The 21,669-nt window shown below is 60.4% G+C and carries 18 protein-coding genes; 9 read left to right on the top strand and 9 right to left on the bottom strand.

What is annotated here, in order from left to right; all coding sequences use genetic code 11:
* Positions 1–75: 75 nt before the first annotated feature.
* A complete protein-coding gene (locus CRD18_RS00930; protein WP_048734520.1) occupies positions 76–579 on the bottom strand; it encodes a phosphoribosyltransferase in 504 nt (167 codons plus the stop codon).
* 64 nt (positions 580–643) lie between these two features.
* Complete coding sequence (locus CRD18_RS00925; protein WP_049189473.1) at positions 644–2,149, bottom strand: FAD-dependent oxidoreductase; 1,506 nt, start codon at positions 2,147–2,149, stop codon at positions 644–646.
* A 253-nt stretch (positions 2,150–2,402) separates the two neighbouring features.
* Here CRD18_RS00925 and CRD18_RS00920 point away from each other — a divergent pair, with 253 nt between their 5' ends.
* Positions 2,403–3,428 carry a sulfite exporter TauE/SafE family protein gene (locus CRD18_RS00920; protein ID WP_049193775.1) on the top strand — a complete coding sequence of 342 codons (1,026 nt, stop codon included), beginning with the start codon at positions 2,403–2,405 and terminating at the stop codon, positions 3,426–3,428.
* Between the two features lie 143 nt (positions 3,429–3,571).
* Complete coding sequence (locus CRD18_RS00915; RefSeq protein ID WP_016421533.1) at positions 3,572–5,278, top strand: nitrite/sulfite reductase; 1,707 nt, start codon at positions 3,572–3,574, stop codon at positions 5,276–5,278.
* Positions 5,279–5,316: 38 nt separating this feature from the next.
* Here CRD18_RS00915 and CRD18_RS00910 read toward each other — a convergent pair whose 3' ends face one another.
* Positions 5,317–5,508 carry a hypothetical protein gene (locus CRD18_RS00910; protein WP_187406438.1) on the bottom strand — a complete coding sequence of 64 codons (192 nt, stop codon included), beginning with the start codon at positions 5,506–5,508 and terminating at the stop codon, positions 5,317–5,319.
* Positions 5,509–5,528: 20 nt separating this feature from the next.
* Here CRD18_RS00910 and CRD18_RS00905 point away from each other — a divergent pair, with 20 nt between their 5' ends.
* The 4 genes from CRD18_RS00905 to CRD18_RS00890 all read left to right on the top strand — a co-directional run bounded on the left by CRD18_RS00905 (position 5,529) and on the right by CRD18_RS00890 (position 9,464).
* Positions 5,529–6,293: a phosphoadenylyl-sulfate reductase gene (locus CRD18_RS00905; protein ID WP_049193776.1), complete on the top strand. Its 765-nt coding sequence runs from the start codon at positions 5,529–5,531 to the stop codon at positions 6,291–6,293.
* A gap of 117 nt (positions 6,294–6,410) precedes the next feature.
* Positions 6,411–7,337, top strand: coding sequence for a sulfate adenylyltransferase subunit CysD (gene cysD / locus CRD18_RS00900; RefSeq protein WP_049189477.1), 927 nt, complete (start codon positions 6,411–6,413; stop codon positions 7,335–7,337).
* On the top strand, positions 7,337–8,638 hold the full coding sequence (locus tag CRD18_RS00895; RefSeq protein WP_049189478.1) for a sulfate adenylyltransferase subunit 1: 1,302 nt from the start codon (positions 7,337–7,339) through the stop codon (positions 8,636–8,638). The genes cysD and CRD18_RS00895 overlap by 1 nt, the downstream gene beginning before the upstream one ends.
* A 55-nt stretch (positions 8,639–8,693) precedes the next feature.
* Complete coding sequence (locus tag CRD18_RS00890) at positions 8,694–9,464, top strand: sirohydrochlorin chelatase (RefSeq protein ID WP_049169883.1); 771 nt, start codon at positions 8,694–8,696, stop codon at positions 9,462–9,464.
* A 33-nt stretch (positions 9,465–9,497) separates the two neighbouring features.
* Here the strand turns inward: CRD18_RS00890 and CRD18_RS00885 are convergent, their stop codons facing one another.
* Positions 9,498–10,886, bottom strand: coding sequence for an FAD-dependent oxidoreductase (locus CRD18_RS00885; protein WP_049169886.1), 1,389 nt, complete (start codon positions 10,884–10,886; stop codon positions 9,498–9,500).
* Between the two features lie 742 nt (positions 10,887–11,628).
* On the opposite strand from CRD18_RS00885, the gene pta reads away from it, so the two are divergent.
* The gene (pta, locus tag CRD18_RS00880; protein WP_241482374.1) at positions 11,629–12,954 is read left to right on the top strand and encodes a phosphate acetyltransferase; all 1,326 of its coding nucleotides are present in this window, start codon (positions 11,629–11,631) and stop codon (positions 12,952–12,954) included.
* Between the two features lie 5 nt (positions 12,955–12,959).
* Positions 12,960–14,156 (top strand): acetate kinase, encoded by a 1,197-nt coding sequence (locus CRD18_RS00875; protein ID WP_069358955.1) that lies wholly within the window; start codon positions 12,960–12,962, stop codon positions 14,154–14,156.
* Between the two features lie 244 nt (positions 14,157–14,400).
* Here the strand turns inward: CRD18_RS00875 and CRD18_RS00870 are convergent, their stop codons facing one another.
* The 4 genes from CRD18_RS00870 to CRD18_RS00855 all read right to left on the bottom strand — a co-directional run bounded on the left by CRD18_RS00870 (position 14,401) and on the right by CRD18_RS00855 (position 20,562).
* The gene (locus CRD18_RS00870) at positions 14,401–15,252 is read right to left on the bottom strand and encodes a L,D-transpeptidase (RefSeq protein ID WP_016421524.1); all 852 of its coding nucleotides are present in this window, start codon (positions 15,250–15,252) and stop codon (positions 14,401–14,403) included.
* 113 nt (positions 15,253–15,365) lie between these two features.
* Positions 15,366–17,831 carry a serine/threonine protein kinase gene (locus tag CRD18_RS00865; RefSeq protein WP_187406437.1) on the bottom strand — a complete coding sequence of 822 codons (2,466 nt, stop codon included), beginning with the start codon at positions 17,829–17,831 and terminating at the stop codon, positions 15,366–15,368.
* On the bottom strand, positions 17,828–18,907 hold the full coding sequence (locus CRD18_RS00860; protein ID WP_049193784.1) for a glutamate ABC transporter substrate-binding protein: 1,080 nt from the start codon (positions 18,905–18,907) through the stop codon (positions 17,828–17,830). Before CRD18_RS00860 ends, CRD18_RS00865 begins: the two co-directional genes overlap by 4 nt.
* Positions 18,904–20,562 carry a hypothetical protein gene (locus CRD18_RS00855; protein ID WP_187406436.1) on the bottom strand — a complete coding sequence of 553 codons (1,659 nt, stop codon included), beginning with the start codon at positions 20,560–20,562 and terminating at the stop codon, positions 18,904–18,906. Before CRD18_RS00855 ends, CRD18_RS00860 begins: the two co-directional genes overlap by 4 nt.
* Before the next feature lie 135 nt (positions 20,563–20,697).
* Here CRD18_RS00855 and CRD18_RS00850 point away from each other — a divergent pair, with 135 nt between their 5' ends.
* Complete coding sequence (locus CRD18_RS00850) at positions 20,698–21,201, top strand: NUDIX hydrolase (RefSeq protein ID WP_016421520.1); 504 nt, start codon at positions 20,698–20,700, stop codon at positions 21,199–21,201.
* 116 nt (positions 21,202–21,317) lie between these two features.
* Here CRD18_RS00850 and CRD18_RS00845 read toward each other — a convergent pair whose 3' ends face one another.
* The gene (locus tag CRD18_RS00845) at positions 21,318–21,635 is read right to left on the bottom strand and encodes a hypothetical protein (RefSeq protein WP_172620224.1); all 318 of its coding nucleotides are present in this window, start codon (positions 21,633–21,635) and stop codon (positions 21,318–21,320) included.
* Between the last annotated feature and the right edge of the window lie 34 nt (positions 21,636–21,669).

Genomic DNA, 21,669 nt, shown 5'->3' with positions numbered 1-21,669 from the left:
TGCGCTGCGGTACGGCCTTAACTGGCTCCGCAGCGCACTTTTTGTGTGCCCGCTGTGGTGCGTAAGCTACTTAATCTACTTGGACTTCTGTACCGGTGGCTCGGCCGACCAGGGGAAGACAATCCAGTCATCGGTGTGCTTCCAGACGTAGTCCGGTGCAATCTCCGAGCGGGACTTGCCGTAGAGCACAGCGGAACGGACTTCAGCGCCGTGCTTCTTGAGCAGGTCGAGCACCAGATGCAGCGTGCGACCGGAGTCAGCCACATCGTCGACGACCAGCAGGCGGCGGTTGGAAATCGATTCGATGTCCAGCAGCGGCTCCAGCAGAACCGGATCCGGCAGGGTCTCCGCCACGTCGGTGTAGAACTCGACGTTGATGGCGTCAGAGAGCTTGACGCCCATGGTGTAGCTGAGTGCGCCTGCTGGCAGCAGGCCACCGCGGGCCACGGCGATAATAATCTCCGGGTCGAAGTCCGAGTCGACAATCTGCTGTGCCAGTTCACGGGAGGCGACGCCGAAGCCTTCCCAGGTCAGAACTTCCTTGACGTCCAGGTTGGATGAGTCTGCATGATAAGCCATGTATTAACTCTAATCCGAAGATCGACTGACGTGCACAATCAACTGTCCGGTTAGACCCGATGCGCTAGCTCGCGACGGTCTCCACAACAGCTTCGTGCACAGCTTCGGCCACGTCATCGGCATCTGGCTGCTTTGCGACGACCGTGGAGGCCGCAACCATGTCAGCCCACTCGACCAGCTTCTTGCGCTCGCGGCCTTCGGCTTCGCCCGCGGCACGCTCGGCGGCGTCGAGTGCGTGCCAGCCCTCCCAGGTGGTGACCTGGAGGCCCTTGTCGGCCAGGAACTCGTCGACGTCGTTATGCGTGGGCTTTGCAGGTGCGGCCAGGCGACCTGCCTCCCAGTCGGCGATGAGGTTGCCGACAGCTTCGTTGGCATCGCCCTTGGTGTTACCGATTAGGCCGACCGGGCCACGGCGAATCCAGCCGGTGGTGTACAGGCCCTGGATGTGGTTGCCGTCGATGTCGTCAAGCACGCGGCCGCCGGCATCTGGGATGGTGTGCGTGCCGGTGTCGAACGGTACGCCGGTGACTGCGTCGGAGCGGTAGCCGACTGCGCGGTAGACCGCACCGACCGGCCATTCGGTGAACTTGCCGGTGCCGCGGACGCCACCCTCGCCGTCGAGTTCGGTGCGTTCGGTGCGGATAGCGCTGACGTGCTGTACTCCATCTTCACCGGTCTCGCCGATGATTTCGACCGGGGACTCGAAGAAGTGGATGAAGAGCTTGTGCGGGGCGCCCTTTGGCTCGCGGATGGCGTAGTTTTCCAGAATCGTACAGACCTGATCGGTGATCTTGGACTCGCGACGGGACGTTTCGGAGGCGGCATCGTACTGGATGTCCTCCGGATTCACGACAACCTCAATGGTGTCAGAGTGGTCCAGTTCCTTCAGCTCCAGTGGAGTGAACTTTGCCTGAGCCGGACCGCGACGGCCAAAGACATGGACTTCGCGGGCGGCATTCTTTGCCAGGCCGTCGTAGACGTTGTCGGCGATTTCGGTGACGTGCAGCTCATCGGCAGTCTTGGCGAGAATACGGGCGACGTCGAGACCCACGTTACCGACGCCGATCACAGCGACCGACTCAGCAGAGAGGTCCCATTCGCGAGCAAACTCCGGGTGGGAGTCGTAGAAACCTACGAACTCACCGGCGCCGTAGTGCTCCGGCAGATCCGAGCCCGGGATGTTCAGATCGCGGTCGCCGGTCGCGCCAGTGGCGAAGATGATGGCGTCGTAGAACTGGCGCAGTTCATCAACGCTGACCTGCTTGCCGACGTCCACGTTGCCCAGCAGTCGAACCTGCGGCTTGTCCAGCACTCGGTGGAGGGACTTAATGATGCCCTTGATTCGCGGGTGGTCTGGCGCAACACCGTAGCGGATGAGGCCGAACGGCACTGGAAGGCGCTCGTAGAGGTCGATGGCGACATCGCGGCCGGACTTCATCAGCGCGTCGGAGGCGTAGATGCCGGCCGGGCCCGAGCCAACCACGGCTACACGCAGTGGCGTGGTGGAGTTGGCGAGATCGGGCAGTGAGGAAGCGGCCGTGTTCTGGGCTGCAGTCTGGTCGTTGGTCATTGGGTGGAATCCTTTTTCTACGTTTTCTTTGTCGCGATTGCTTATCGTAGACCAACCGGTCTATGCTTGCTGAAACAGAATATAGACAAACTGGTCTACAAAAAGCAAACACAAAACACCGCAAGAATCACTGCTTTGGCTTGAGAGGGTTTTGCTGCGCATCGCTTCTGCTGAATGAGCTCTGAAAGGGGCTCGTCGTGCGAGCATCGTGGCAACGGCAGGCTCTGGTTGGGTAAGCGGGGAAGGGCTTGTCATGGAAAAACTCATAGTCTTCGTGCTAATCGGCCTTGGCGCGCAATTAGTCGACGGCACTCTGGGGATGGCTTTCGGTGTCACCGCTACTTCGCTGTTTATTGTCGCTGGTAGTAGTGCTGCCACTGCGTCGGCGGTGGTTCACGTAGCAGAGGTGGGTACGACACTGGCCTCCGGTATTTCACACTGGCGATTCGGCAATGTCGACTGGCGACGCGCGCTGAGTCTTGGCGTGCCGGGTGCTATCGGTGCCTTTATTGGTGCGACCTTTTTGGCGAATCTCGACGGTGATGCCGCGACGCCTGTGACCTCGACAATCTTGCTTTTCCTCGGTCTGTGGGTGATTATCCGCTTCGCCTTTTTGGCCAATGTTAAGCGCAAGAAGAAGGCCTGGGGGGCGAAGAAGCTCGCTCCGCTGGGGCTCTTTGGTGGCCTGCTTGATTCCACTGGAGGCGGTGGTTGGGGGCCTGTTACCACCTCAACTTTGCTCGGCGCTGAGGCTGACCAGCCGCGCAAGATTATCGGTACTGTCTCTGCGGCGGAATTTCTCGTTGCCTTGGCGGCTGTACTGGGCTTTTTGCCCAAGCTGCGGGAGGAATTCACTCAGCATGCCGCACCGGTAATTGGTTTGTTGTGCGGTGGTGTGATTGCGGCACCCTTGGCTGCGTACCTGGTGGGGCGCATTAATCCGCGGCTGCTTGGGATTGCGATCGGCGGCGTGTTGGTGGGGCTGAATATTCGCACTCTGTTTTCGTCGCTGGTTTCTGGGGGCGTACTGACGACAGCGCTGCTCGTGTGGGCTTTTGTTGTCGTTGTGCTGGTGCTGTGGGCGCGTTCGCACGACACTCTTCCGGGGCTGCGTCAGCGGGTCCAACTTGAGCCGACTTCTCAGTCTTCCTCGGCTGATGTGCCTAGTTCTGGATCTCCATCACCCGCTTCGGTTGATGCCGGGGCCGAGGATGCTTCTGAAGGTGTCAAAGTGGGTGCGAAAAACGGTGTCCGCGTGGGCGAAGCGGAAGTCCGCTAGGTATCCGAGCGTGTCCCGGCTTGCACTAGCCAGACTGGTCGGTCTAATGTTGCCTGCAATGCAACGTAGACCAAACGGTCTATAAAGATTAGAAACTAATTCGGTCAACGAGAACAAAACGAAAGTGATTCGGTAGATTCCCCATGAGCTCTCCTACGAAAACCGCCGAGCGTCCAGCTTCCGCAGCGGCTACCCGACGTAAGAAGCGCGCACCGAAGCCACAGGGGCAGTGGCTTATCGACGGCCGCGAGCCACTTAACGACGACGAGCGCATTAAGAAAGAAGATGCTGGCATCGCCGTTAAGCAGCGTGTTATCGACATCTACTCCAAGCAGGGGTTTGACTCCATCCCCGCGGAGGACCTAGCGCCTCGCTTTAAGTGGATTGGCCTCTACACCCAGCGCAAGCAGGGGCTTAGCGGTGAGCACACCGGCGTGAAGACCAACGCCGAGCTGCAGGACAAGTACTTTATGCTCCGCGTCCGCCTCGACGGTGGCCAGACCACCACCGAGGGCATTCGCACCATCGGCGAGATTTCCCGCGACTTCGCCCGCGACACTGCGGACTTCTCCGACCGCCAGAACGTCCAGCTGCACTGGATTCGCGTCGAAGATATGCCGGAGATCTGGGACCGCCTTGAGCGAGTTGGTCTCGACACCAACTTTGGCTGCGGCGACGTTCCCCGCGTTATTCTAGGCAGCCCGGTTGCCGGTGTTGCGGCCGATGAAATTGTCGACGGCACCAACGCCATCCGCCGCATCAAGGAGGAGTACCTCTCCGGCGACGAGTTCTCCAACCTACCGCGTAAGTTTAAGTCGGCAGTTTCCGGTTCCCCGCGTCTCGATGTCACCCACGAGGTCCAGGACGTTGCCTTCGTCGGTGTCAATCATCCAGAGCACGGCCCCGGTTTCGACGTTTGGGTCGGTGGTGGTCTCTCCACCAACCCGATGCTCGCCCAGCGTCTCGGCGCCTGGATCCCAGAGGACGAGGTTCCCGAGGTATGGGCGGGCGTGTGCCGCATCTTCCGGGACTACGGCTACCGTCGCCTGCGCAATCGTGCGCGTCTGAAGTTCCTCGTTGCCGAATGGGGCGCGGAGAAGTTCCGCCAGGTACTCGAAGACGACTACCTCAACCGCAAGCTTATCGACGGCCCCGCACCCGAACCTTTCGAGGGCGACCGGGACCACATCGGCGTGCACAAGCAGGCCGACGGTCTCAACTACGTCGGTGTTAAGCCCGCTGTTGGCCGTGTTCCGGGCTCTGACCTGGTCAAGCTCGCCGACATCGCCGAGCGCCACGGTGTTTCCCGCGTCCGCACCACCGTGATGAAGGAGCTCATTCTCCTCGACGTCGCCGACGACCAGGTCGACTCCCTGCTCGCAGAACTCGACGAAATTGGCCTGTCTGCCAAGCCTTCTGCTTTCCGACGGGGCATCCTGGCCTGCACCGGCCTAGAGTTCTGCAAGCTCGCACTTGTCACCACGCGCCAGCGCGCAATTGATTTGGTGGGCGACTTGGAGGAACGCCTCGGTGACCTCGACGTCCCAATCACCATTGCGCTCAATGGCTGCCCGAATGCCTGCGCCCGCACGCAGATTGCCGACATCGGACTCAAGGGGCAGATTGTCACCGACGACGAGGGCAACCGTGTCGAGGGTTTCCAGGTTCACCTCGGTGGTTCGCTGGGGCTCGATGCCAACTTCGGCCGCAAGGTTCGCGGACACAAGGTCACCTCGGCAGAACTGGGTGACTACATCGAGCGCGTCGTCAATCACTTCAAGGAGCAGCGCCACGAGGGTGAACAGTTCCGCGAGTGGATTGTCCGCGCTGATGAGGAGGACCTGAAGTGAGTGAATCTCCCAATGGGGTTCGGTCGCAGGGGCCGTCGTCAAGCGAAAAAGACGAGACGCCAGCGCGACTGGGAATCGGTGGCCGAAGCGCACACCCCAATCCGAACCGGGGTGCGGTGATGCATTGCCCTTACTGCGGCGGTGATGATCTGTGGCCCGACCTGGAAACCGATTACGCCTGGCAATGCCGCGAATGCTGCCGGGTATTCACGGTGAAACTGCATGGTCATATTGATAGGAAGGTGGCGTCATGAGCACGGGACTGAAAACCGCTGAAGTCATTAAGACTCAGGAGGCGCTCGCGCGTCAGGATGTGCTGGACAATCCGGAGACCGCTCGTCGTCTGATCGAGCTCGCGCTGGAGTGGGGCTCCAAGCTGGAGACTGCCACTGCCGGGGAAGTACTGGAATGGGGTGCGGAGCACCTGCACACGCCACTGGCTGTGACCCTGTCGATGCAGGACACGGTATTGGCGGAACTGGCTGCTCGGCACGCGCCGGAAGCCGACCTGGTTTTCCTGGATACGGGTTACCACTTCCCGGAGACCCTCGACGTGGCAGAGCAGGTCGCACAGCGTTACGACAACCGACTGCTGTCGATTGAGCCGAAGCGCACCCGCGCCGAGCAGGACGCCGAAGAGGGCGTCGATCTGTACAAGACCGACCCGACGCGATGCTGCGCATTGCGGAAGGTCGAGCCGCTGTCTGCCGTGAAGCGCCCCTACGAGGGCTGGGTCACAGGTCTGAAGCGCGTCGACGCGCCGACCCGCGCACACACGCCGGTACTGGAAATCGACAAGACTGGTCGCATCAAGCTCAACCCGTTGGCCACCTGGACAGATGAGGATGTTGCCCAGTACATCGAGGACAACGACCTCATTGTGCATCCGCTGACGCAACAGGGGTTCCCGTCGATTGGCTGCGCGACATGCACCGCGCGAGTGGCAGAGGGCGCGGATCCGCGCTCGGGTCGCTGGGCGGGCTCCGAGAAGACTGAGTGCGGATTGCACCTCTAGTTCGAGCGGCTAGCAGACAGCTACTTGCCGCCAGCCACTAGCCGCCCGCCGATAACCGATATCAGCTAAAACAGCGCAGTTACAACAGCCAACACAGCCCCAACAGAAAGAACCCCCATGACTAGCTCAACCACCGTTTCCGTACAAAACCGCCTCGACCCGCGGCTTGCCGAGCTGGAAGCCGAGGCCATCGACATTATTCGCCAGACCGCCGGTCAGTTCGAGCGTCCGGCACTACTTTTCTCCGGCGGAAAGGATTCCGTCGTCGTGCTCGAGCTGGCCAAGCGCGCCTTCGCACCGGCGGGTATCCCGCTGGAGCTGCTCCACGTCGACACCGGCCACAACTTCCCCGAAGTTATTGAATTCCGCGACAAGATTGCCGCTCAGCCGGGCATCAAGCTGCACGTAGCCAAGGTCCAAGACTGGATCGACAGCGGCGTGCTCACCGAGCGTGCCGACGGCACCCGCAACCCCTTGCAGACCGTGCCGCTGGTGGAGACCATTGCCAACCGCGGTTACGATGCCGTTCTCGGTGGCGCCCGCCGCGATGAGGAGAAGGCCCGCGCAAAGGAGCGCGTGTTCTCCGTCCGCGACTCCTTCGGCGGTTGGGATCCACGCCGTCAGCGCCCTGAGCTGTGGGGCCTCTACAACGGTCGCCACGCCGCCGGAGAGAACGTTCGCGTTTTCCCGATCTCGAACTGGACCGAGGCCGACGTCTGGGCCTATATCGAAGCCCGTGACATCGAACTGCCTCCCATCTACTTCGCCCACGAGCGTGAGGTGTTCAACCGCGGCGGCATGTGGTTGGCACCGGGCGAGTGGGGTGGCCCCCGCGACGGCGAGACCCTCGAGGTTCGCACTGTCCGCTACCGCACTGTCGGTGACATGAGCTGCACCGGCGCTGTCGAATCGACTGCCACCACTATTGCGGAGGTCATGGAGGAACTTCGCACATCCAAGCTCACCGAGCGCGGCGCTACCCGCGCAGATGACAAGTTGTCCGAATCCTCCATGGAAGACCGTAAGAAGGAAGGTTACTTCTGATGAGCCAGCCAAATTCCCCAGCTACCCTGATTTCCGCTGACCGCGCCACTCGCGCTCGTCGCACTCTTCGCCTGTGCACCGCTGGCTCCGTCGACGACGGTAAGTCCACCTTCGTCGGTCGCCTGCTGCACGACACGAAGAATATCCTCGCTGACCAGTACGAGGCCGTCGTCGCCTCCTCACAGGCGCGCGGTCAGGAAAACCCGGACCTGTCGCTGCTGGTCGACGGTCTGCGGGCCGAGCGTGAGCAGGGCATCACCATCGATGTCGCCTACCGCTACTTCGCCACCGACGTCCGCTCCTTCATCCTCGCCGACTGCCCAGGTCACGAGCAGTACACCCGAAACACCGTCACCGGTATGTCCACCGCCGAGGCCGTCGTTTTGCTTATCGACGCGCGCAACGGCGTCGTGACGCAGACCAAGCGTCACGCAACGGTGGCCGGTCTGCTGGGCGTTCGCCACGTGATTTTCGCAGTCAACAAGATTGACCTACTGGACTACAGCGAAGAGGCCTTCCGCGCCATTGAGTCGGATGTGGCAGCACTAGCAGAGCGCCTGGGTCTGCAGAACACCTTCGTTGTTCCAGTGTCGGCTCTGGTCGGCGACAACATTGTCGATTCTTCTGAGCACACTCCGTGGTACGAGGGGCCGACCGTGCTGGAGCTGCTGGAAAACCTCAACATCGGTGCCGACCTGGAAACCGATGCCGAGGCTGACCTGCGCCTGCCCATCGACTATGTCATTCGCGATCACGCCACTGAATACCGTGGTTACGCCGGCCGTATCGCCGCAGGTAGCGTGCGTGTGGGCGATGTTGTCTCCGTAGACGCCAACCGTCAGGCTACGGTCACGAAGATCACCGTGGCAGCTGAGGATGTCACTGAGGCCGTGGCCGGCCAGTCGGTGGCCATCAGCCTGGATGCCGAGTTCGACCTCGCCCGTGGCGACCTCATCAGTGGCACGCGCCCGGAAGACGTGCGCCGTTTCTCCGCCGTGGCCGTCCACCTTGCAGACAAGCCGTTGGCAGTCGGTCGCGTCGTAGAGGTGCGCTATGGTGCCGCACTGGTGCGTGGTCGTATCGCTTCCGTCGATGCGCTCATCGATATCGAAACCGGTGAGCCCACCGGTGTGGCTGATCAGCTTGCAGTCAACGACGTCGCGGAGATCACCGTCGAGGTCGCACAGCCGCTGCCGGTCGATGCCTACCGCGTCGGTGGCCGTGTCGGTGCATTCCTGCTCATCGAGCCGGGCACCGGTGACACCCTCACCGCAGGCCTCGTGCGTGGCGCTGCCCAGTAGAGCTGCCAGGTAGAGAAACCAGAAAGCACAGCTAGCGAGCCTGAGGAGACCATCGATGACCGCACTGATTCTGCTTGCGCACGGTTCTCGGCACTCAGAGACCAAACCGGTGCTCGAAGACGTGGTCGCGCTCGTGCGCGAGAAGATGCCGCTCACCCGTCTGGATGCGCCCTCTCAGATTCGCCTCGCCTGGCTGGACCTTGACGAGCCCTCACTGGATACCGTCTGTGCCGAGCTCGCCGCTGCCGGCGAGACTCAGGCACTGGCCGTACCGCTGCTGTTCACCGATGCGTTCCACTCGCGAGTCGACGTTCCCGAGCAGGTTCGACTCTGCGATCGGCATGGTGTTGACATCACAGTGGCTGAAGGACTCGGGCTTGGCGACGGCACGAAGCGCGCCGTCGTAAAGCGAATCATCGAAGCGGCGGAGAATGCATCTTTTTCCTGGCCGGTCGATGCGCTGGTGATGGGGGTCGGCTCCTCTGATGAGGATGCCAATGCGGCGGTGCACCAGTTTGCGGCAAACCTTGGCGGGATGCTGCCGGGACATGTGAGCGCGGCATTCGTGGTCGGTCCTGAGAAAATCAAGGGAGCCGATGCTGTGGCCGCGGCGCAGGAGCGCGCGGCCAAGCGCGGACGCGGACTCGTAGTGGTGCCGCTGTTTACCGCGCCGGGCCTATTGTGGGATCGAGTCATCGATGCAGGCGCTGCCGACGGTGCTGGTCAGGTGGCTTTTGGTGAGCCATTGGCCGAGCTGTTGGCGCCGATTGTGTGCTGCCGCTGGGACTCGCGCGCCGCGTACACGGACGTGAAGGTAGTGGCGTAGCCGACGCTTTTTATCCGTCCTAGTTACTCGCCGTTACTCGCCCTTGGAGTGGGTGACCATCTCATCCCACTCGACGTACTTCTTGCGTTCGCGACCCTCGGCCTCGCCGGCGGTGCGTTCGGCAGCATCGAGCTTGTGCCAACCTTCCCAGTCCAGGTAGTCGATACCCTTGGACTCCAGCAGCTCGTTGACAGCGGACAACTCCGGCTTCGACGGGTTGAATTTCTTGCCCTCAGCGGCATCGGCCAGCAGATTGGCTACGGCCTCATTGGCATCGCCCTTGGTATTACCAATCAGGCCGACCGGTCCGCGGCGAACCCAACCGGTGGTGTAGAGGCCAGTGATGGCCTCGGCTGCTTCATCCTCGGTGTTGTCGGATTCGATGACTCGACCACCGACGTTGGAAATGACATTCTTCACGTTGTCGAACGGGATACCCGGCAGCGCATCAGAGCGGTAGCCCACGGCGGAGTAGACAGCGCCGACCTTCCAGTCGGTGGTCTCGCCGGTCGGCCGCAGCCCGCCAGCACCGTCGTATTCCATGCGCTGAGTGCGCAAGCCTGTCACATGCTGCTGGCCGTCGGTACCCTCCTCGCTGAGGATTTCCACTGGCGACTCGAAGAAGTGAATGTAGAGCTTGTGCGGTGCGTTCTTTGGCTCACGGATGGCGTAGTTCTCCAGGATGGTGCAGACCTGGTCAGTGATCTTGGAGTTGCGACGCATAATCTCGGATGCGGAGTCGTAATCAATATCGCGCGGATCGACAACGACCTCGACGTTCGGTGAGTAGTCGAGCTCCTTGAGCTCCAGCGGAGTGAACTTTGCCTGTGCCGGGCCGCGGCGGCCGAAGACGTGGACTTCCTTGGCCTTATTTGTCTTCAGAACCTCGTAGACATTGTCCGGAATCTCTGTGACGTGCAGTTCCTCACCGGTCTTCGCCAGGATTCGAGAGACATCCAGCGCGACGTTGCCGACACCGACGACGGCCACGGACTCCGCCGAAAGGTCCCAGGTGCGCTCAAAGAGTGGATTGCCGTCGTAGAAGCCCACGAATTCGCCTGCGCCGAAGTGCTCCGGCAGGTCCGCTCCCGGCGTTGGCAGTGCGCGGTCGCCGACGGCACCGGTGGCGAAGATGACGGCGTCGTAATGCTCCTTTAATTCGTCGAGTGTGATGTCCTTGCCGAACTCAACGTTGGAAAATAGGCGCAGCTCCGGCTTTTCCATCACGCGGTGCAAGGCCATGATGATGCCCTTGATGCGTGGGTGGTCGGGGGCGACGCCGTAGCGGATTAGACCGAATGGAGCCGGCATCTTTTCAAACAGATCGACTTCCACGTCAGTACTGGATTTCATCAGTGCATCGGAAGCATAAACACCGGCCGGGCCAGAGCCAATTACGGCAACGCGGAGCGGGCGATTCATGAAGTGTGTCCTTCTTTCTCTAATGCTTTACGACGGCCACGAGGCCGCGGCGTAAGTAGCTGCCAGCGGTGACCTCGTGGGGGAAAGGAGTTATTGGTGAGCTATCGGTTTATTCGACATTCCCAATGGTAGCGCCCCCAATCGTAGCGATAACTTACGAAAAATCGAGAGGCGAGCATCACATCATCGGTGAGATGCTTTTGAAGGCATACAAAACTAAATGTGACCTTAGTCACGTCTAATGTGGGAATTTGGGCTAGTTCACTAGAAAAACCGCATAAAACCCGCGATTATGCGGGAAAATTGTTGGAATCTGCGGGGAAAAGTGTGGCTACCAGGGGTAACCAAAGAGGTTTGAGTCCGCCGTGAGATGTAAGGTGACTCACAATAAGATGAAAATAATGATTTGGGACTCAGCGGGATTAGATTCAGCAGGATTAGAAGCTCAGCATGATCTTGAGCCTCCGGCAGTCCAACGGCTCGAGCCAAGTCAACGTTTAAATAAGTCAACGATTAAGCGCAGTGCGAGAAAGGAACGTCGGTGAGCGATAAGAACGCCCAAGCGTCCACCAACAACTCCGCAGTCCTGATTACTTCAGTGGACCGCGCAGACAATCTGCAAGATGTCATTACGGCATTGTCTGAGGCACTGGGTGGGGCACGTTGCCTCCACACTGTCGGTGGGGCGCACGGCGCCACCGTGGATCAGGTTGTTGTGGATCCGGAATCCGCGCTTGACACCATCGTCAGTGCTGTTGAGGCTGACCGCGCTGCTAACGAGGGGGCGGCTGTTCTGACCGGCTCCGGCAACCTCGATTTTGACTTCCGCATTGCCACCGTCGCCGGCGCCGGTGTCATCGTTGTCGCTGGCGGCGAGGGCTGCCACACAGAGGCCGCAAAGGCTCGCGTTCGTTTGGCTCTCAGCAGTGCAGCTCAGCGTCACAGCGAGGTACTCGCAGTTGTCCTTACAGGGGAGGAGGCAGCTGAGGCTGCTAAGACTCTCGAGCTCGACGTTCCCGTTGTTGCCGTTGACGATGCTGAGGGGCTGCGCAAGGTCGTAAGCCGCGAGGTCACCGCAGTGATGACTCCACAGCGTTTCCAGTGGTGGCTATTGCAGCGCGCCAAGGCTGATAAACGCCACATTGTGCTGCCAGAGGGGGACGATGACCGCATTCTTGAAGCCGCTGATTACCTCCTGCGCGAGGACATCTGTGAGCTCACTATCCTCGGCGACCCGGATGCGATGAAGGCACGCGCCGCCGAACTGGGTTTTGACATCGACGCCGCCCATCTCTGGAACCCGCAGACCTCCGAATATGTTGAGCAGTTCGCGGAACAGTTCGCAGAGATGCGCAAGGCCAAGGGGGTCACGCTGGAGCAGGCCCGTGAGACGATGCGGGACATCTCCTACTTCGCGACGATGATGATTCACAATGGGCTTGTCGACGGCATGGTGTCCGGTGCAGCCCACACAACTGCGCACACCATTCGTCCGTCCTTGCAAATCATTAAGACCAAGCCGTCGGCTTCCACGGTGTCGTCACTGTTCCTCATGGTTATGGACAACTCGCTGTGGGGTTTTGCGGACTGTGCGGTGCTGCCGAAGCCTGCTCCGGAACAGCTGGGTGAAATCGCGGTAGTATCCGCCGAGACTGCAGCTTCCTTCGGCATCGACGCCCGCGTCGCCATGCTGAGCTACTCCACTGGAGCATCCGGCACAGGTGAGGATGTGGACCGTGTGAAGGCGGGTCTGGCCAAGGCCAAGGAGCTGGCTCCGGAGCTCGCTGTCGATGGTCCGCTGCAGTTCGATGCTGCTATTGACCCGTCTGTGGCTGCGAAGAAGATGCCGGATTCCTCCGTTGCGGGTAAGGCAACTGTTTTCGTGTTCCCGGATCTGGACGCCGGTAACATCGGTTACAAGATTGCCCAGCGCTGTGGTGGTGCATTGGCAATCGGCCCGATTCTGCAGGGCTTGAACAAGCCGGTCAACGACCTTTCCCGTGGCGCCACGGTGCCGGACATCATCAACACGGTTGCAATTACCGCTATTCAGGCTGGAGGAAACTAATTATTATGTCCCGTCACGTACTTGTTTTGAACTCCGGTTCCTCCTCTATCAAGTTTCAGCTGGTAGATCCGGAGAAGGACTCAACGCAGCCGCCGTATGTCTCAGGTCTGGTGGAGCGCATTGGTGAAGAAGACGGCATTATTAATCTGAAGTTCTCCGGACAGAAGATTGAAATCACTGAGCCGATCGCTGACCACGCCAGTGGTCTTGACCGCGCGTTCGAGCTGATGGATGAGCACGGTGTTGGTCCGGAGTCGGTGGATATTGCGGCCGTCGGTCACCGCGTCGTTCACGGTGGTCGCCTGTTCTCTGGACCGGAGCTGATTACCGACGAAATCGTCGGCATGATCCGCGACCTTATTCCGCTGGCGCCGCTGCACAACCCGGCCAATATCGTAGGCATCGAAGAGTCTCGCAAGCTGCTTCCGGACGTGCCTCACGTCGCCGTCTTCGACACTGGTTTCTTCCACACCATGCCGCCAGCTGCTGCTCTGTACCCGCTCAACGCAGAGGTCGCATCGAAGTTTGATATCCGTCGTTACGGCTTCCACGGCACCTCGCATGAGTTTGTTTCCAAGCAGGTGCCGGACCTTCTGAATAAGCCGGCAGAGGAAATCAACCAGATTACGCTGCACCTGGGTAATGGTGCGTCGTGTGCGGCTATCCGAGGTGGCCAGGCGGTGGATACCTCGATGGGGCTGACCCCGCTGGCTGGTCTGATGATGGGTACCCGTACCGGTGACATTGACCCGGGCGTCATCTTCCACCTCTACCGCAACGGCATGAGCATCGACGAGATCGACAATCTGTGTAACCGCCAGTCCGGTCTGAAGGGTGTCTCTGGTGTCAATGACTTCCGAGTCCTGCAGGAGCGCATGGATGACCACGACCCGGATGCTTGGGCTGCGTACCAGATGTATGTCCACCAGCTGCGCCGCTACATTGGCTCTTACATGCTGATTCTCGGCCGCCTCGATGCCATCACCTTCACCGCCGGTGTCGGTGAGAACCATGTCGGTATCCGCCGTGATTCGATGGCTGAGCTTGAGAACTTCGGTATCAAGATTGATGACGAGCTCAACTCCCAGCCGAATGACGGCCCGCGTCTGATTTCGGCGGAGGACTCGAAGGTCAAGGTCTTCGTGGTACCGACCAACGAGGAACTGGCCATTGCTCGCTACGCAATGAGCTTCGTGGAGTAGGTTTTGGGGCAGGGGCCCTGGCGAGTAGGCAGGACCCCCTGTAACCCTCCGTAATCGACGGCTGCTAGATGCCCCATCTGTTGAATCCGCAGCTGTGACCCAACAAAAATGAGCTCGCTCCCACTGTCTTCCAAACTGGAAGAACCTAGTGGGGCGAGCTCATTTTTCACCGCCGGGGCGACTGCGCCTATGCCTCAACAGGCTCAGTCACCCGGTCATCGTTTCAACGCATCAGCGCAGCTAACTACCAGATGTAGACGCCGTCGCCGACCTGCAGGGTATCGAAGTACTTCACAGCATCATCGTGGTTCAGGTGGATGCAGCCGTGGGACATCTGATTAACAGAGCCCTCGTGGAAAGCTTCGCCGTCGTTGGTGAAGTACACCGAGAACGGCATCGGACCGTTGTAAGGACGGGACCACTCATCGCGGACCTTGCGGGTAACGCTCAGGTGGCCACGGGTGGTTTCGTAACCTGGCATACCGGAGGACATTGGCACCGGACCGTAGGTGATGTTGCCATTTTCCTGCAGCCAGGTCTTCTGGTTAGCCAGGTCAACGCATGCGCGGGCGCTCGGCGGGCACGGGTTGTTTGGCTCTGGGCGTGGTTCAGGGCGTGGCTTCTGCTCTGGCTGTGGAGCAGGGGCAGGCGCCGGCTCAGGCTGCGACGGCTCGTCCTGGCCCCCCAGCAAACCGAAAATCTCGTTGACGACGCGGGTGGCTTCGGCCTTCTGTGCAGCTGGCAACGGCAGGCTGTCGATGGCGTTCAGCAGCTGAGTTTTGACCTTGTCCGCCACCTGCTTGTTGTTTTCAGCGAACTTGAAGTTTTCATTAATCAGAGCGACGACCGAATCCGGCAGCTTCACCGAAGAGGAATCCAGTACCTCAGAGAGCTCAGGGGCAAGGTCGCCCGAATTCAGAGTCGAGATCTCCGGCAGCTTGAGGTCCCGAACACTCTGGCTAAGCGACTGCAGGTCTGGAGAAACCGGCAGGGCAACGGCAGTGCCGGCCCCAATACCAAAGGCGGTGGTGAGGGCTGCAGCGCTGATAATTACGCGCTTAGCGCTGCGGAGAGAGGATTTCGAAGAGGCAAACATAGAGGATATCTTAAACCACGAAAGGCAATTCTCTCTTTATTCACCAATTCTGGGGTGGCGCTCAGGCCCACAACAGCATGTTTGACCAGGTTCGGTAAGGAGCTGTTAGAGAGCTAACGCCAAGTCCGTGGCCGAATGAGATTTGCGATATCCACCAAGTTGTAGCGGTGTCGCGGAAACTGCGAAGAGCGTGCCAGCATCCGTAAGTCTTTTTCCAATCCTTCACGCAGGCCGGCCACGGTAAAGGGCGCATCGAAAAGACCATTGGAGCTAGCTGCATGGTCGAGGTTCGAGCTGCGCAACCAGTTCAGCGCGGACGCCATCACGGCGATGCGCAGCTGTGGCATGCGCGGTTCATTCGTCGGCAGCTCCACCAGACGACGCGCAGCACGGCGAATTCTCGATTCAGTTAACTCGGAGGGCATCCCTGAGGTGAGCATCAGAATCGTCGTCAAACGTGCCATGCGATGGTGACGGGAGTTACCGGGTACGCGGTCAAGCTGGGAGATAGCCATTTCGTGTTGGCGCTCAGAGGCCAGCTGACGAGCTAGCCCGAAGGCGGAGGATACCGTCGTCGGGTTGGCCGCCCACACGACGGCGTAGAGACGCAGGGTGTTGAAACGAATCGTCTGAGGCGACAGGGACTCGCTGGCCCAGGCGGGGGAGAAGATCTCGGGCGTATCGGCAGCGACATTATCCAGCGCGCTGCTCAAGTTCGCGGCGGCGCGGGCGACAGCGGGCTCGAGGAGAGATGCGTTGGCGATGCCCAAGCGCTGTTGAATCAACTCGAGAGTCGCTGCCAGCGCCAACTTCGGGGCGGGCTCGCCGGGCAGCATCGTCAGCACGTGGTGGAACGAGGCGAGGGCATCGTTGAATTGGTCGAGAAGCAAATAAGTCACGCCCTCGTACCAGTGGTAACGCCAATCGCGCTGCAAACGTTCAGAGACATCGCGGAGGCTGTCGCGGGCCTCATCAATTAATCCGAGGTCCAGTTTCGCACGCACGATGCCCAGTGGAATTTCCACGGAAGAGCCATACTCGGGTTCGGACAGCGCATTGGTCAGTGTTTCGATAAGTTCGTTGGGCTCTGTAAACGACGAGGCACTCAAGATGCGCGCACCCGGATCTGTCGGGTTAATCAGTGGTACAGGCAGCGCGAAGGTCACTTCTTGCGGAGTGATTTCCACGCCGCGGGTGATGCCGTCGACAAGCTGATCGGTGCGGAACACCAGGTGCTTGGTGCCGTACGTGGAACGCTGCGGCGAGAAATTCGACACCGCCTGCGGGAATTGCACGCCGTCGCGCACCGCCAGAATCTCGCGCAATACGCCGATGAGCTGCACACTCATCTCTTCGGCAGAACCGAAGCGAGCCTCCGGGTTCTCGTGGCAAGCGCGTAGTAGGAAGCGGTAGAGCGAGTAAAAACGGCGGAATAGAGGCTCTTCGACAGGTGAGGGTAGCCCCGGGTCGTAGATGCCGTTGGTCGCCGGCAACTTCAGAATCAGCGAGGCCAGCGTGCGGCCGACTGTGTAGATATCGCTGGCAATCGTTGGTCCCGTCGTGGCAATCTCCGACGCCTGGAAACCGGGCGTGCCGTAGATATGGCCGTAGGCGCCGATGCCGGTGACCGCGCCAACGTCGATAAGCGTGACGTGGTCTTCGCTGAGCAGCACGTTGTCCGGCTTCAAATCGTTGTAGACAACGCCGCGCGAGTGCAGGTAATCCAGCGCGGGGAGCAGCTCCAGGATGTAGCCAATCGCTAGGTCACAGGGCATGACGCCGTCTGGGTAGCTCCGTCGCTGCTTGCGTAACGACGGGCCGCCGACGTACTCCATCACAATGAAGCCGGTGGCGCTGTTGGCGTCCGTCTCATCGATGAAGTTGATAATCTTCACAATTCCCGGATGCGAGATTTCCGCGAGGAACTCGCGTTCCGCCTGGACTACGGCGAAATCCTTCTCGTTTTTCGCTGCCATCATGCCCTTGAGCACGACCCAACGATCCGAGACATTGTGGTCAATCGCCAGGTAAATCCAGCCGAGCCCGCCGTGGGCAATCGGGCCCACGATCTCGTACTGATCCGCCACGATATCGCCGGCTTTCAGGCTCGGCGCCGGCTTATTCGTCGCTCGAATCTTCTCATCACTCATTACTGCATCGCGCGGATCCTGCGTTGTGATGTACGGCAGGTGCACCATGCCGTCGGCGACAGTGCGTCCGCGGTGTGCATTCGATCGCCTCCGGCGGAAGTCCTCCAACGCTTTCCGGTGCGAGGCCATCGACGGATCTGGCGTCTGGGCGCCGGGTTGGGTCGTCGCGCTTGACGACGAGCCCCCGCGCCCCAACAATTCGGCGATATCGAACTCTTCGTCATCGTCATCATCGTCCGCAAAAGGGTCGAAGGCGACAGCGGCAGTGCCGGGCTCTTGTTCGTCGTCTTCATCGGCGAATGGGTCGAAGGCGACGGCCTGAGTGGCAGCTGCCTCTGCCTCTGCGTGAGCATCCTCCTGGGGCTCCGGCGTGTACTGGGGATGCTGGGCTTGCTGGGCATGCTCGGAGTACTGGTTTTCGTCGCTCATCGGTTATCCACCTCGCCTTCTGGAGCAGCTTCCGGTGTGGGGGAGATTCCAAGTATGTCTTCGTCGTCGCTGTACTGTGGCGATGGCTGTGTACCGCTTGGCAGGAAGGGGCCGAACCAAGTGTCGTAGAGGGACTGCCAGGTGCCGTCGCTCGCCATACGCTCCAGGGTCGCGTTGATTTGGCGAACTAGGCCTGGGTTCCCCTTGGATACACCGGCCGCGTAGCTTTCCTCGTTCAAGCCCCGCTGGACAATGGCGGTAGCCGGATCTTGGTCGTTGATACCAGCGAGGATGGTGTCATCGGCAACGACAATCTCTGCCTGGCTGTTTTGAAGTGAAATGAGGCAATCCGACCAGTTACCGACCAACAGCAGCGTATTGTTCGGCGAGAGCCGTCGAATCAAATCCTCGGTAGTGGATCCCCGGGAGACACAGATGCGACCGTCCTCGACGTCCTCGGGGGAAGCATCGCCACCCGGCGAAGAGACTAGAACTCCAGCTCGTGCTGTCAAATACGGTGTGGAGAACAGCACCCTTTCGCGCCGGGCATCGGTGACCGTCATAGTGCGCAAAACGACATCGACAGTGCCGTCTTCGAGTGCGGCAGTGCGTTCGTTGCTGTCGACGAACCGAAACTCGACAGCATCGGGATTGTCAAAGATGTCCCGGGCAATCTCTTGTGCCAGGGATACTTCAAACCCCGAGAGCTCTCCGCTGCTGAAGTCGCGGAAGCTGAGCAGGTTCAATGATTGGTCAACACCAACGATGATGCGGCCGCGCTGGTAAATCTCCGGGATTCGCTCTTCCGGTGTTTGGTCATCGGGGGCGAGTGTGGACAGATCTGGGGTGTTGGCTTCTGCCGCAGGCTTCCTCGAGGAGGCTTTGTCGTAGAACGCGCCCGGTGGCAGGGGGAAGTCACCGGTGGCCTCCAGGATTGTGCGCGAGTAGGGATCGTCGGCAAGCGAATCGGTCGCGCAGGCACTGACGGTGAGCCCGGCGATGGCGAGTGCACCAAGGACGGCCCTGCGCCGCCAACCGGCGAGACTGTGGAGCGACGGGGAGAACGAAACGATCATAGGTACTCCAGAAGCCGGTGTCGGAAGCCGAAAACAACCAGAACTGCCGCGATGACGGTCAGCGTAACCGTGGCGAGGGACAGTGCCGCGATAGCGCGACGGGATTGGTCGAGGTTCTCACGGGCGGTCAGGCGGGACTCGGCGATGGAATTCTGTAGCGACTCATCGACCTGGTTGAACGCAGTCGCCGACGAGCTGGCATTATCCACATCGGTCGCGATGCGAACCGCACCGGCGTAGTCTCCTGAACTCAAGTGCCCCATCATCAGGTTGTGGCCGGACTCCCAGCTGTAGATACCGTGGATGGCGGCTCTGACATCGTCGTCCGGCGCGTTGGCGTCCACTCTTTCCAGCTCGCCGACCAGGGTGCGCACCGACTGCGAGAAGGACTCCGCATCCGCGGGCTGACGGCGCACTAAGCCGAGGGTTTCGCTGGCGCGTAGCTGCTGGGCATCAATGCGTACTTGGGTTAGGGCATGAACGTCCGGGCGCTGCTCTCCGAAGAGGGAGTTAGACTGCCACGGCTGAGTGGTGGCGATTCCCACACCGACAAGTGCGATGGCCATCAGCATGGTTGCACCAAACAGGCCGACGTTGAATAGTCGACCGGTGCGGCGAGTCAGCCACCACTGTGTGATTAGCAGCATCAAAATTGCCGCTGCCAGGCCTGACATCGGGAAAAGAGGTGGTTTCGATAGTTCGCGCTGCTCCTCATTAGTGGTGGTACTGGTGCGTTCGTAGAGCGATTTTGCAGCTGGCAGAATCTGGACCTGCATCAAGTTTGAGGCAGAGGCGAGGTACGCGACACTGACGGGGTTGCCCTGGCGCGCATTCGCGCGAGCTGTCTCGACCATGCCGGTGTAGACCGGCAACAGTCGCTGTACAGTCGCGACATCCTTCATCTCTGGATCATCGACGTTTTCAATGCCCGTAGCTGCGCGGGTAGCGGACATGGATGCTTGTGCGATGACATCGTCGAAGTTGCTGACCAAGTCCTGGCTGCTGTTGAGCGTGCCGCGGGAAAAAGCGGTGTTGGCCGACGCATCGGCAATCGTCAGCGAGGCATAGAGATTCTGCGAGGCATTGGCCATCGGCTCGCTCAGCTGCGAAATGCGGGTGAGCTGCTGCTGGCGTTGCGAGGTTGTTTGCCACATGGATAGGCCGGCGGCCAGGATTGCGACGATGAGGATGAGGGCGACTATGGTCAATCGGCCCGGCGACGTTATCAAAAATGACGCTGACCGGCGCACATACGTGGCCGACGGGCCGAGCTTGTCGTAGAGGCGCTCACCGAGAAAACGTGTCAATCTCCGGTTGCGCGGGCCAATCTCCAGGGCATCCACGCGCAAGTCTGTATCGCGCGGAGAGTCTGCTAGGGCTGTTGGGGTTGTGGCCGTTGCTGGGGCATTAGCCGAGGACTCTGTAGTTTCCAGAGCAGTTGATGGTGCCGCACTCTCGGTAGCCGGGGTGGTGTCGGGAGTATCTTTCGATTCTTTTGCCGCCTGAGCCGCAGTGTGTATGTCTAAGCTTTCGCCACCGGGAGTGGTGCGACCGCTGAAACGAGTTCGGCGTGGAGCACGATTCTTGCGGTGGAATGGGTTTCGGTTTTTGTCGTGGGCACGGGAATGAGGCGCACTTGAAGTGGTTTCACCCATGTGCACGTGTCCTTCCGACGTGACCGAAGTCGCCTGCGACGATCTCTCCGCTCAGAGCAACGTTAGTTCCTTGCAAATCTTAGTCGCTCGGGCTTGTGACGGAAAACACAAGGGTATCTGGCGTAGGGTGGAGACATGCTTCAGGATGGAAATGGTTGGGCAGCCGGCCCCAACGGTACGCGCTGCTGGGGACGCTTCGGAGCTGCAGGGCTGCTGATTGTGAGCCCTCAGCGCACGGTGCTTATGCAGTATCGAGCTGACTGGACATCGTTCCCCCTAACGTGGGGTGTTCCTGGTGGGGCTTGTGATTCTCATGAGACTCCTGAGGCGACCGCGCTGCGTGAAACGGCTGAGGAAACTGGGCTGCTGGAGCATCAGCTTCGCATCCTCGACACGCAGGTCACCACCGGGCCCTTCCCGGCCGATCCGGACCGCCCCGAGCTCGCCGGCGGCTGGAAGTACCACACGGTCTACGCACTAGCTGCCGAAGAGCTGGAGACGAATCCGAACGAAGAGTCTCTAGAGCTGCGCTGGATTCCGCTTGACGACGTCGACAGCCTCAATCTGCTGCCGCCTTTCGTGGAATCGTGGCCCCGGGTGCGCGCGCACCTCGAGAAATTGTTGGAGGCCCTTGGCTAGGTGGCTAAGGTCTGAGGTTAACACCGACCATTGAGGCTGCACGCTGAGATTTGGCACACCAAAGCCGCTCCCCGGCGCGACTTTTAAGTCGGGAGAGCGGCTTGTCTACTTGTTGCTTACTTGGAGTCGGCAACTGCTGCTGCGCCAGCAGCCAGCGCGGTGACGGTCAGGACGGACGGCCATGCGCCAATCTTCTTAGCCAGCGGGTGTGAGAGGCCGAAAGCGCCGAGGTAGGCGGCCACCAGACCAGTGGCTCCCAGGGCGCCGGTCTTTGCGTTCCAGGTGCGTGCTGCATATGCGCCGGCGGCGCCCAAGATGACGCCACCGAGCGGGCGAATGCCTGTTTCGCGAGCGGTGAGCCAGCCGCCGATGAGGCCGGTGGCCACCAATGGAGCGGTCTTTACGTCTTTTGCCTTCTTCAAAGTAATAGCCATGAGCATCATCGTACCTAGTAAGAAGGGTTTAGCG

It is taken from the genome of Corynebacterium sp. LK31, assembly GCF_014335015.1.
Lineage (GTDB): Bacteria > Actinomycetota > Actinomycetes > Mycobacteriales > Mycobacteriaceae > Corynebacterium > Corynebacterium jeikeium_D.
Note: the sequence above shows the minus strand (reverse complement) of the source record. Positions and strands in the feature narration are given on the sequence as shown.